General features: G+C 68.3%; 10 protein-coding genes. 5 read left to right on the top strand and 5 right to left on the bottom strand.

The genetic code is table 11. The features are described from left to right. Window positions 1-30: 30 nt before the first annotated feature. Window positions 31-639 carry a hypothetical protein gene (locus AC0VY3_RS37180; RefSeq protein WP_475551927.1) on the bottom strand — a complete coding sequence of 203 codons (609 nt, stop codon included), beginning with the start codon at window positions 637-639 and terminating at the stop codon, window positions 31-33. Window positions 640-996: 357 nt separating this feature from the next. On the opposite strand from AC0VY3_RS37180, the gene ku reads away from it, so the two are divergent. Beyond that, the gene (gene ku / locus AC0VY3_RS37175) at window positions 997-1,932 is read left to right on the top strand and encodes a non-homologous end joining protein Ku (RefSeq protein WP_475551926.1); all 936 of its coding nucleotides are present in this window, start codon (window positions 997-999) and stop codon (window positions 1,930-1,932) included. A 40-nt stretch (window positions 1,933-1,972) separates the two neighbouring features. Further along, entirely contained in the window at window positions 1,973-2,899 is a 927-nt protein-coding gene (locus AC0VY3_RS37170) for an ATP-dependent DNA ligase (protein ID WP_475551925.1), read from the top strand. Window positions 2,900-3,291: 392 nt separating this feature from the next. Here AC0VY3_RS37170 and AC0VY3_RS37165 read toward each other — a convergent pair whose 3' ends face one another. The 3 genes from AC0VY3_RS37165 to AC0VY3_RS37155 all read right to left on the bottom strand — a co-directional run bounded on the left by AC0VY3_RS37165 (window position 3,292) and on the right by AC0VY3_RS37155 (window position 7,896). Continuing rightward, window positions 3,292-4,932, bottom strand: a complete 1,641-nt coding sequence (locus AC0VY3_RS37165) for a DUF2637 domain-containing protein (protein WP_475551952.1) — start codon at window positions 4,930-4,932, stop codon at window positions 3,292-3,294. 664 nt (window positions 4,933-5,596) lie between these two features. Next, entirely contained in the window at window positions 5,597-6,610 is a 1,014-nt protein-coding gene (locus AC0VY3_RS37160) for a ParB/RepB/Spo0J family partition protein (RefSeq protein ID WP_475551924.1), read from the bottom strand. Next, window positions 6,607-7,896, bottom strand: coding sequence for a ParA family protein (locus AC0VY3_RS37155; RefSeq protein WP_475551923.1), 1,290 nt, complete (start codon window positions 7,894-7,896; stop codon window positions 6,607-6,609). The genes AC0VY3_RS37160 and AC0VY3_RS37155 overlap by 4 nt, the downstream gene beginning before the upstream one ends. Window positions 7,897-8,544: 648 nt before the next feature. On the opposite strand from AC0VY3_RS37155, the gene AC0VY3_RS37150 reads away from it, so the two are divergent. Then, a complete protein-coding gene (locus AC0VY3_RS37150; protein WP_475551922.1) occupies window positions 8,545-8,826 on the top strand; it encodes a hypothetical protein in 282 nt (93 codons plus the stop codon). A 231-nt stretch (window positions 8,827-9,057) separates the two neighbouring features. Beyond that, the gene (locus tag AC0VY3_RS37145; protein ID WP_475551921.1) at window positions 9,058-9,207 is read left to right on the top strand and encodes a hypothetical protein; all 150 of its coding nucleotides are present in this window, start codon (window positions 9,058-9,060) and stop codon (window positions 9,205-9,207) included. On the opposite strand, the gene AC0VY3_RS37140 is transcribed toward AC0VY3_RS37145, so the two are convergent. Further along, on the bottom strand, window positions 9,183-10,001 hold the full coding sequence (locus tag AC0VY3_RS37140; RefSeq protein WP_475551920.1) for a hypothetical protein: 819 nt from the start codon (window positions 9,999-10,001) through the stop codon (window positions 9,183-9,185). The genes AC0VY3_RS37145 and AC0VY3_RS37140 overlap by 25 nt on opposite strands. Before the next feature lie 617 nt (window positions 10,002-10,618). Here AC0VY3_RS37140 and AC0VY3_RS37135 point away from each other — a divergent pair. Then, window positions 10,619-11,041, top strand: coding sequence for a hypothetical protein (locus tag AC0VY3_RS37135; protein ID WP_475551919.1), 423 nt, complete (start codon window positions 10,619-10,621; stop codon window positions 11,039-11,041). Window positions 11,042-11,084: the final 43 nt, after the last annotated feature.

The following is an 11,084-nucleotide window of genomic DNA, read 5'->3' as shown; positions in this document are numbered from 1 at the left end:
TCGCCAGCCCGATCTACCGGCGCCTGAAGTTCAGCGCAGGCCGTAGTGCACGAGGCGGGAGCGGGCCTTGTCCGGGGTGATGCCCAGGGCGGGGCCGGTCCGCTCCCCTGCCGGGTCGTCGGCGGCCGCGAGGTTCGCGGCGACCCGGCCGATGAGCTGCGTGGTCCGCTCCAGCGCGGCGACGGCCCGGAGCGCGGCGAGCGGGGCGGTGTCCGCGAGCGTGTCGAGCCGCTCCTGGACCTGGGCGATGAGCGCGGCGACGTCGTCGGGCAGCGGGGCAGCTCCGGCTTCGACCTCGGCGATGTGCCGTTCCCAGTCGTCCTCCGGGCCCGTGGTGTCGTACGCGTAGGGTTCCCGGCGGTCGACCTGGTCCCAGTCGATCGGGTAGAGGCGCTCGCCGCGCCAGCCGCAGGAGCACGCGCCGCGCAGCTGGGCCGCGACCGGCGCCCGGAGAGTGCCGTCGTAGACCCACCAGGAGGTGCTCTGGTGCACGTCCGGCCCACTGCCGGTATCGAAGAAGACCGGCCCCGGCTCGGTCCCGTCCGCCAGCACGACTCCGGGCTGCCCCTCGTGCGATGCCCCGAACTCCTCGGTCGACCACATGGTCCCTGCCTGCCTCTCGCCCGCTTCTGCACCCATGACCGTCCGGTCGCCCCGGACAGCACGCACACCCTTCCGTTCGGGCTGGCATATGCCCGTGTGGGTGTGCACTCCGACCCTGCCCCAGTTCTCCGGCCGCCGGGCGACGAATACCCGTACCGGTGACAACCGCCGCCACTGTTGGGTCGCCCCGGGGCGTACGTACGACGTGGCGGTCATTCGTGCCAGCAGCAGCGCCGGGTGCGCGGCCGCGGTGGGCACCGGCGCGCGGTGGAGATGCGGGCCGCCCGGCGCGGCGTGAGGATCGAGGTGCGGGCTGCGGCCCGGGGCGCGCTCCGCCCGGCGCTCCGGTTTGCTCCGCTGCTCGACATCCGCTGAGGGGGCGTGGAGGTAGATATGCCGAGGCCGCTGTGGGCCGGTGCCATCAGCTTCGGGCTGGTCACGATCCCCGTGAAGATCGTGTCCGCGACCGAGGACCACGACGTCCACTTCCACCGGGTGCACCTCACCGACATGGGCCGGGTTCGAACGCGGAAGGTCTGCGAGATCGACGGCGAGGTCGTGTCCCAGGATGAGATCGGCAAGGGTTACGAGATCGCGAAGGACCAGACGGTTCCGGTGACGGACGAGGAACTGGAACGGATGCCGTTGCCGACGGCGAAGGCGATCGAGATCGCCGCGTTCGTCGACGCGGACACGATCGACCCGGTCCGGATCAGCGACTCCTACTACCTGGCCGCCGACGGGCAGGTCGCCGCCAAGCCCTACACCCTCCTGCGCAAGGCCCTGGAGCGGTCCTCGAAGGTCGCGGTCGCGAAGTTCCAGTGGCACGGCCGTGAGCGCCTGGGCCTGCTGCGGATCCGCGAAGGGGCGATCGTGCTGCACTCCATGAAGTGGCCCGACGAGGTCCGCAACCCCGACGAGCTGGCCCCGCGCGAGGCCGAGGTCAGCGAGGACGAGATCGAGCAGGCCCTCCAGCTGGCCGAGCGGATGACGATCGAGGACCTGTCCGGATTCCACGACGAGTACCGCGAGGCCCTGGAGGACATCATCGCCGCGAAGGCGGAGGGCAAGCCCCTGCCCGCTCCTGCCGAGGACGGGACACAGGAGAAGGGCGAGGTCGTGGACCTCATGGCCGCCCTGAACGCCTCCGTCAAGGCCGCGAAGGAATCCCGCGGAGGGGACGGCGAGGACGCCACCGTCCACGAGATGCGGCCGTCGAAGAAGACCAACCGGAAGAAACCAGCGAAGAAGACTGCCGCCTCGAAGAAGACCACGGCGTCGAAGAAGCCTGCGAAGAAGACGGCCGCGAAGAAGCGCAGTGCCTCCTGATTCTCACCCTGCGCCAGCGGCGCTGCCGAGGATCGAACCGATGCTCGCAACGCCCGGGACACTCCCGTCGGCCGCCGCCGAGGACGGGTGGGCGTTCGAGGTGAAGCAAGATGGCCAGCGGGCAATGATCTACCTCCCCGGCGACGGCACGATGCTCGTGCGGGCCCGGTCAGGAACGGACATCACCTCCGCGTACCCCGAGTTCTTCCCCCTCGCCACGTTCCTCGGCGGGCAGCCCGCGGTCCTGGACGGGGAGATCGTCGCGCTCGACGAGCAGGGCCGCAGCGACTTCGAGCGGCTCCAGCAGCGCATGGGTCTCGCCGGCTCCCCCGCGAAGGCAGCCCGGATGGCCGGCCGGGTGCCCGCGCACCTCATGCTCTTCGACGCCGTGCATCTCGGCGGCCGTCTCCTGACGAAACTGCCGTACACGGAACGGCGCGGCCTCCTGGAGAACCTCGGGCTGGCGGGGCCCGCCTGGTCGACACCCGCAGCGGTCACGGGACACGGGGCGCAGGCATGGGAGATGGTCCGGGACGCGGGGCTCGAAGGGCTGATCGCGAAACGGCTCACCTCCCGGTACGAGCCCGGCGTGCGGTCGAAGAACTGGGTGAAGATCAAGGTCCACCGTCTCGCCGACGTCGTGATCGGCGGGTGGGTTCCCGGACGCGGCCGGCTGACCGGCCTGCCCGGCGCCGTCCTCGTCGGCGAGCGGCACGACGGGCTGCTGCACTACGCGGGAAGCGTCGGCACCGGCTGGAGCCACGCCGAACGCACCCGCCTCGCCGAACTCCTCCAGGTGGCGGCGACCTCACGTGATCAGCTCGGAGCTGCCTCGCTCGACGGCATGGTGAGTTCCAACGGCCACGTGGTGAGTAACGCGGGGACGGTTCCTGGCAGTGGTGAGTTGGAATGGAACCCTCACCACAGGGGTGCGGGGTTGGGCCAGTTCCAGCCCGGGGTGTGGTGAGTGGCGGAGGCACCTTGGCGACGTTCCAAGAGGCCGGGCTGCGGATTCCAAGCTTCAGCGCCCTCCGGCATCGTGGACGCTGGCCCCGGACTTCACGTTCGCGGGCGGTCTGGCGCTGCTGGCTTCGGGTGCGCCTGCGCGTGGTGAGTTGGGGTCCGAGCCGACGTGTGAGTTGGAAAATTGCAGGTCAGCTCGTTCCAACTCTCTTCCGCGCTCTGCGGGGCCATTGGAACCGGATGCAAGCCCATGTGCTCGGGGCGCGGCCGGGGAAGTGAAGTCCAGCGTTGGTGAGTGCCCTCCGGGGCGTCACTCACCAGGAGCGGGGTTGCCTCATTCGCTGGGGCGGGCACTTCTGGAACCCTCCCGCCGGTGACGGCGGAAGCACGACTTCCTCAGTCGGCTGCGGCGGCCTGTCGTTCGGCGCGCTTGATGTCTCCCAGGTACTTGCGCACCGTTCCAACGGTGTAGCCCGTGCCCTCGGCGAGCAGAGGGGCGAGCGAGTTGGCGGACCTGGAACGCTCCTCGGCGGGGAGTTCCAGGTAGCGAGTCGCCACCAGTTCAGCTCCGGTCAGCGGCGACGACTCCCGTCCCGGAGGCTCCTCCCGATCGGGCTGCGCGTCGTCGGGGCTGTCGGCGGGCGACGCTCCGTCGGTCTCGTCGCCCTCGGGAATCCGCATCTGTACGACGCGGCGCCTCTCCCCCGTCCGGGCAGCCGTCGCTCCCCCAGGTACCGCTGCGGCATCTGGAACGGCGCTGGAATCGGAAAGTTCGGCATCGGGTGCAGTGTCTCCGGACGGTCGGTTCCATCCCTCCGGGTCTTCCAACTTGTCGTGAGTCGGGCCTTCCAGGAGTGGCTTCGGCTCGGAGTCGAACCAGGCGCTGGGCCCGCCGCCCGGTACAGGCAGCTCCTCGACGTTGGACGCGGGCCCAGCGGGGGTGTCGTGGGGGCTCGTCGTGGCCTGGCCGCGCTGGATGAACTTCTCGTGGTGCTTGCCCCAGAGCTGGTCGAGCACCGGCTCCAGCAGCGTTCCGGGCAGAGGCTCGCGCGTCGAGGACTCGACGACGCCGTACTGGGCGAGGAAGTGCCCGAACTGCTCGGCGTCGGGGAAGTGTCCCCGCTGGGCCATGTACCCCTCGGCTGCCGCCAAGTAGTCCACGTCCGGGAGAAGCCGCTGCGGTGCAGCCGGCGCGGCCTGCTGAACGGTGCCGCCGAGCCCGGCCGCTGAGACCCCGCGCACCGCGGCGACGGCGTCCTCAGCTTCAGCGTCCCGCTCCCCCGCCCGCTGATGCCCGATCGCCAGCACCGGTTCCTCACCGCCGTCGCCCTCCTGGCGGACCGTGGTGAGGATCGGTTCCTCGATCCCGGCGGCGGCGAGGCCGGCCGGGCCGGTCTCGGATAGCGGTACGCCGTACTTCGCCAGCCGCAGCGGCATCATCGACTCGACCGGGGCCTTGCGCCGCCAGCTGCGGCCGAAACGGGCCTGGAGGCGGGCCTGGTAGATCAGCCGGTCCTGTTCGAGCTTGATGACCTGCTCGTAACTGCGCAGCTCCCACAGCTTCATCCGCCGCCACAGCTTGAACGTCGGGATCGGCGAGAGCAGCCAGCGGGTGAGGCGGACGCCCTCCATGTGCTTGTCCGCCGTGATGTCCGCGATCCGGCCCACCGCGTGCCGGGCGGCCTCGACGGAGACGACGAACAGCACCGGGATCACCGCGTGCATCGCGGTGCCCAGCGGGTCGGGCCAGGAGGCCGCGCCGTTGAACGCGATCGTCGCCGCCGTCAGCAGCCACGCCGTCTGGCGCAGCATCGGGAACGGGATCCGCATCCAGGTGAGCAGGAGGTCCAGCGCGAGCAGGACGCAGATGCCCGCGTCGATGCCGATCGGGAAGACCAGGGAGAACGACCCGAAGCCCTTCTCCTCCGCCAGCTCGCGCACGGCGGCGTAGGAACCCGCGAACCCGATCGCGGCGATGACCACCGCACCCGCGACGACGACCCCGATCAGGATCCGATGCGTGCGCGTCAACTGGATCGAGGTACTCGTCCTGCGCTCCGCGGTCACCTGATGGCCTTTCTCAGTTCAGTGTTCAAGAGCTACACAGTTTCATGTTCGCGGGGGCGCGCCAGCTGCGGTTCGTCCGTCGCCGTGCGGTAGAGGGCTGCGGCTGCGAACCACCGGTCGAGCTTCGCTGGGCAGCTTCTGCGCTCCTCATCAGGGCCCGACCCGACATCAGCGGTTGTCCTGTCTCAACGAACCCAGTCGACGGCAGGCCGCTGAACTGGGTGGACTAACTACGTTGAGACTGGCGTGCACGGGTTCCCCGTCGCACCCGTGGCACCCACCGCGGCGACTGACTTCGTTGAGACGGGTCAGCGTTCTCCGGGTGCGCGCGGTGGGAGTTGGCGTGCCCTCAGACTTTTACGCGGTAAAACTCAGCTGTTCCGGAGGGCGTGACGCCCGGAGCGTAGGAGGGCAATGTCCGTTCTCAACGAACCCAGTCGTCCCCGAGCTGCTGATCAGCGGCGACTAACTTCGCTGAGACGCCCACTCCCTGGGCGGTCGGGGACTCCGGCCCTCCGACCAGCGACGACTGGTTTCGTTGAGACGGATCGCAGTCGACTCGGTTCGGTGAGACGAGACAGCCAATCCTCCGGCCGGGCAGGGGCTGAGTTTTACCGCGTAAAACCAGAAGGCGTCACCGAGGCCCGAGGAGCTTCTGGGCGACTGCCTCGACCACAGCGGGCGAGCAGCGTTCCAGGATCGCAGTGGCAACGCTGCTCGGGTCTGTCCAGTCGATGGCCGTCTGGCTGTCTGCGGCAGCGCTGGCGTTGCTCCGGGGCTCCGGAACGGTGCTGGTGGGTGCTGCCGGAGGCGTACTGTCCGGGGGTGCGGCGGGCGGCGTTCCCTGAACGGGAGCGGGCGGAGGGGTAAGCCGTTTCGCTGCTGCTGCTGCGCGGCCCCGTACTGGCTTGGGCTTCGCGGCTTGCGTTGCTGCCCTCTCGGCCATCTTGGTTTCGACGTAGGACGTCCGCTCCTCAGGGGTTGGGAGGCTGCCTGCCTTTCGAGCGATGGCGATCGGGACTTCCTTGTCAGCGACCTTCTGCTGGATCTCGGCCGGCAGGTTGAGCAGGGCGCGACGAGTGGAGATCCAGGAGTCGTTGGTGGCTCCGCCGAGGACGCTCACGACCGCTGCGGCGCTGCCGTGGAACTCGACGAGGGCTTCGATGGCCCTGGCCTCTTCGATCGGAGTGAGGTTCTTGCGGAAGTGGTTCGCGGAGAGTGCGGCAGCCAGAAGATCTTCGCGGGTTCCAGCCGGGGAGTCGTCGACTGTGATCCGAAGATCGATCCCGGCTTCTTGAGCCGCCCGGCGACGACAGTGCCCGTCGATGGCCACGTACTCATGGTCGGAAGGGATGGTCTCCTTGTACTCGGGGTGGGAGACGATGAACGCCAGGCGGGTCATGACGGTCGCTGCCTGGATCTGCCCGACCTCGCGCATGTTCTGAGCGAGGCTGGTGATGTAGTCCGCGTCGTACTCTTCCCGGGGGTTCTCCGGGTTTTCCGCTACCAGGTCGGGGGACACGGAGGTCGGGTGGGTGCCAACGATGGCGTCGATGATCTGCCCACGGGGGCTACGGGGGGCCCGGGCGGTTCCGAACGCGGCGCTTGCTCCGGCGCGTTCTGCTGCGCTGAGGCGGCCGCCGCTCATGAGATCTCCTTGACGATCTGGCGCATGACGCGCGACTGGGGGCATGAAGGGTCGTAGGCGAGGAGCGGACGCCGGGCTCGGGCCGCTTCACGCTGCTCTTTGCGGCGGGGGATGACTCCTATGACGCGAGGCTCTCCCAGTGCGTGCCATTCGTTGAGTGAGCTGGTGACGACGTATCCGTCTCGCGCGTCGTACAGGTTGACTACGAGGCCGAGGTAGGTGGCCTGGATGCGCCAGTCGGCCATGCCGTCGTCGATCTGCTCGACGAGCATGCTGAAGGCGTCGGCCGAGGAGTCCTCTGCCTGGACCACGATGAGGATGCCGGAGTCGCCTTCGCGTTCTCCGTCGCGGTGGCGGCCGTAGTAGATCGCGGCGTCCATTGCCATACCGAGACTGGGTGGGCAGTCGATGATGATGACGTCGTAGTGCTGTTCCAGCGGTTCGAGTGCCCGCTCCAGGGTGGCCTGTCGGTTGCGGGCCGTGGAGATCATTACGTCCAGGAGGAACGCGTCCTGGCAGGAGGGCAGGAGGTCGAGGCGCCCGCCGAATGCGTCCTCGTCGATGGGCACGATCAGGTCCCGGATATCTCCGGTTGCCTGGCGTGCCATGAACTTCGCGAGGCTGGGTCCTGCTGCGTGCAGCTGCTTGACTCCGAGCTGCTTGGACAGGTGGCCCTGGGGGTCGTAGTCGACCATCAGGACTCGGAGTTCGGGGGCGTCGTACGACTCGTCGGCTTCGACGGGGGCGTCCGGCTGGGCCTCGGTTTCCTGGGCTGCCTTTTGCAGGAGAGCGTTGAGGCGAGCGACTTCAGCAGCTCCGGGGAAGGCGCCGCCGGCTTCGAGGGCTCGCCGCTTGTCCTCCGCGAGGGCGCCACCAAGCCCTGATGTCACAGCGGTCTTCCCGACGCCGCCCTTCTGGTTGCAGACGATGATCCGGCGGGTCTTCTGCTCTGGTGGCCTGTGCCGGGGGGAAGGGTGTGCGTCGAGCCATCGGGTGACTGCTTGCGCCAGGCCCTGTACGTAGGGGATGCCCCGGGAACTGCACTCCGCCTTGAACTGAGTGATCATCGGGTCGGTCAGCCAGGTCGCGAACGGCGGTGCTCCTGCTGTGTCCACAGGAGCGATGCTGTCGGGGGAGGACGCTCGCCACTCGTCCATAGCGGTTGCGACCGCGTCCTGAATGTCGACGCCCAGTTCTGCTGCGCGGATCTTCAGGTCGGCCTTAAGTGATGACGGCAGCTTGAAGGTAACCTTCTGCCTGTCGTCGGGCTCTTCTTGAGGCAACATGAGGCGAGCTTACTTACCTTCGTGCTGACTGCGGAACCCAACACGCCTCCAGGCGGCTCTCTGACGGCCCGTGAGGACTGTTGAGACCTCCTCGCACCGGACGCCGCGAGATCGTCCCTCTGGCACCCCTTTCAGCGCTTCGCTTTTCAGGCGGAAAGTCACTTACGCGGGGTACGTACCCCTCGGAGAGCTGCGCTGAGGCCCGGGGCACGACGGATCGCGTGCGGGGTGCGGCAGAGACGCGACGCCGTGCTCATAACCAAAAGGAGGGCCCGTGCCCCTCACGAGGGGCACGGGCCTGACGATGCTCTCTCCAGATAGCTCACCGACGCTTTCGGAAACGCCGAGCCAGCCTCCGGTACCAGAGGGCCCGTCCAGGCCCATGGCCAAGGGAGGTAGCGAGCCACCGGTCGAGGTCGGCAACGCGCTTCTTCGCGAACCATGCCGCGGCCCGGGGCCGGCTGCTGTTGCTGCTCGTGATCGCTCATACCTCCAGGGACCACGGATCGCCTGTGGACAGAGGAAGCCGACCGCGTCGGCGCAGCCTGATCCAACTCCGGCTGTGACGTTGAGCGGTAGTTGGCGAATTTGAGCGATAGTTGGCGAGCTCGCCGTTGCGGTACTTGCTGAGGCACATCTGGAGGGGTCATGGACTTGCTCGCGGTCCTCGATGAGGCGGTGGCTGCTCTCAAAACCCCTCTTGGCGAGGACGACCGGGAGCAGGGCTGGACCGATGAGATCCGAAGAGAGATCCAGGAAGAGATTTCCATGAGCCGGTCAGTCCTTCGCCGCCATGGAGTTCACATGGTGCGGTATCTGCGTCCGCGCCTGGACGAGTGGATCGAGAGGGAAGGGGTGCGGCCAGGACGACTTCAGAGCCTGGTGTCAGATGTGCAGCGGCGACTCGTCGAAGCGCGCAGGACGGCGTGAGGCTCCCCCGCGGCGGTCCGACAGAGGATCCGCCAACTACAGGGCAACACATCCGCCAACTGCGCATCAACGCGAATCACCGACCGGCAGTTCTTCACCTGCGGCTCGCCAGGTATCGCACAAAGTCACACCGGCGGGCAGGAGCTCGGAGAGGTGGCCCGCTCGGTGAGACCGGACCAGTGGACACAGACCGTGCCTTGGCCGGTCGGGCCGTCAGTCGTCCGTGTCCGTATGGGCGGTGCCCTCCGGCTCCACTCCGGCAACCCGCGCCTCCGCTGGTCCGCCGTGCCTCGCGAGTCGACGGCAGGAAACGCGAAGGACCCCGGCGCGGTCGCACCGGGGTCCTTCTACTCGCGCTACCGGGTGCTGCACATCACGTAGAGGTCCGTGGCGAACGGATCGTCACTGAGGTAGCCCGCCTGGACCCACCATCCGTCACGCGTGGCGCCCTCACTCGCCAGGCCGGGCCTGGACGCGGACAGGACGCGGTATTCTCCGCTCGAGGAGGCGCCACCGCCCGACACGTACCGCCCGGCCGGGCACATGAGGAACCCGCCGGACGGATTGGGCTTGATGGTCTTGTGGGTCGTCCAGGTGACATCGGCGATGGGGTCGGCGCACATCGCGTAGCCGACGACGCCGACACTGCTGTTGGACCTGTTGTGGCCGGCTACAACCCACTGGGTCGGCTGCCCGGGCGCCGTCGCCCTCGGGAAGGAACTGGTGAGAGAGCTGCCGTCACCCTGGATCTCACCGCCGCCGCCGAGCACGGCCTTGCCGGCCGGGCAGGCCGCCGTGACCGGCTGATCGCCCGGAACCTGGAGAGTCGGCGTCTGCACGACCTCATAGCCTTGGGGCGTCGTGGCACAGACCGCCCAGACGGTCACGCTGGTCGGCTCCCCGGAGAAGTTGCGGGCATTGGCGACCCACCCGTACGACGTTGTCTGCCCCTCGAAAATCTCGGGGAAGCTCCCGACCAGACCTACAGCGTCGTATCCGACGCTGGGGGCCGTTGCCTCACCGCCGCCGCCGATGACGTGTTTCCCGCTCGGGCAGTACACGGTCACCCGCTGGAAGTCCGCGACCGTCGCCGTCTTCTTCACGATCACGACCCCTGCAAGCTTCGGGGCCGGGTCGGCAGCCGTGGCGGACTGGACCGGTGCCGCCGACGTCATCAGCCCAACCGCCGCAGCGCAGACGGCAAGCCGGGAAAGGAACCGGGACCGGGGTTGCTTCCAAGAGCTCATGGAGCCTCAATCTATGAGAGCGCGACACAACGCGCAGCGCGATCAAGCTATGACCATGTGTGATCAGGCACCAAGTGCGCGTCACTAGATCCAGTGATCCTCCGGACCTCAGTACGGATGCGGCGCTTTGGCCGGGAGCCGGACGGTGCGTCCAATAGAGAACCGCCCGCCCCCGGAGCCGCGGGATAGGCAGGCCGTCATGTGCAGTCCTATTGGTCGGATTGCAGAGCCGGGTGAGCCGTGCGTCGGCTGGATCGACGGCATCCCGCAGGCTCTCGCCGTCGCTATCGGTCGCCTGCCCGGCGTTTTTCCACTGCGATGAGTGGCGTGACCTGACCCGCCATCAACCATCGGGACCAGCCGGCCTTCGGTCGGCGGGCCCGACGCGCTCGCCCCGCCCCCAAAGCCCTCAGACCGTTGAGCGGTCCAACCAGCTGACGGACGGGGAGCGGCCTGGCCGCTTTCATGATCAAACCCCGGGACGGACAGACCGCACCGGCCGTACGGTCGCACCAAGACCAGTACCAACCCGCCCAGGAGACGTAGTGATCCCAGCACAGCACCCCTATGAAGCCAATTACAAGCAGGAAGAGAACGGCCGTACGGTCTTCAGGAGTAAGCCCGTCATTGCCTGGGACGACGAGGGGCAAGCGCTCGTCGTTGATGAGCGCAGCGGTCGGCTTGTCCCGGCGAACAATCGCCGCACCTTCACCGGGCTCTCGGAAGGCGGGCACCCTGTTGTCGCCGCCGTCCCCGGTGGCGGGTGGGGTGCTCGGTACAAGAACGACGACGGCACGTTCACCGTGGACCCTCTGGTGGCCTGGACCGTCCGAAGTAACGGCACGCTCACCCCCGTCGACACCGACGCCACCGGCGTGTGCGATGACCCCACCGCAATGGGCAACTTCGATGGCCTCATTGCCCCCGAAGATGGGACGCGGACGGCACAACAGGACAGCTCGGCATGATCGGGCTGTTCTTCATCCCGGCCGCCGCCACCTGCCAGCTGCC

This window comes from Streptomyces sp. iso_384, assembly GCF_056172905.1.
This window is presented reverse-complemented; position numbering and strand designations above follow the sequence as displayed.

What these genes read in the sequence shown, in the direction of transcription:
- AC0VY3_RS37155 (WP_475551923.1), bottom strand. Translation starts at nt 7,896, where the DNA reads ATGTTGCCTCAAGAAGAGCCCGACGACAGGCAGAAGGTTACCTTCAAG.
- ku (WP_475551926.1), top strand. Translation starts at nt 997, where the DNA reads ATGCCGAGGCCGCTGTGGGCCGGTGCCATCAGCTTCGGGCTGGTCACG.
- AC0VY3_RS37160 (WP_475551924.1), bottom strand. Translation starts at nt 6,610, where the DNA reads ATGAGCGGCGGCCGCCTCAGCGCAGCAGAACGCGCCGGAGCAAGCGCC.
- AC0VY3_RS37170 (WP_475551925.1), top strand. Translation starts at nt 1,973, where the DNA reads ATGCTCGCAACGCCCGGGACACTCCCGTCGGCCGCCGCCGAGGACGGG.
- AC0VY3_RS37180 (WP_475551927.1), bottom strand. Translation starts at nt 639, where the DNA reads ATGGGTGCAGAAGCGGGCGAGAGGCAGGCAGGGACCATGTGGTCGACC.
- AC0VY3_RS37145 (WP_475551921.1), top strand. Translation starts at nt 9,058, where the DNA reads ATGGGCGGTGCCCTCCGGCTCCACTCCGGCAACCCGCGCCTCCGCTGG.
- AC0VY3_RS37150 (WP_475551922.1), top strand. Translation starts at nt 8,545, where the DNA reads ATGGACTTGCTCGCGGTCCTCGATGAGGCGGTGGCTGCTCTCAAAACC.
- AC0VY3_RS37140 (WP_475551920.1), bottom strand. Translation starts at nt 10,001, where the DNA reads ATGACGTCGGCGGCACCGGTCCAGTCCGCCACGGCTGCCGACCCGGCC.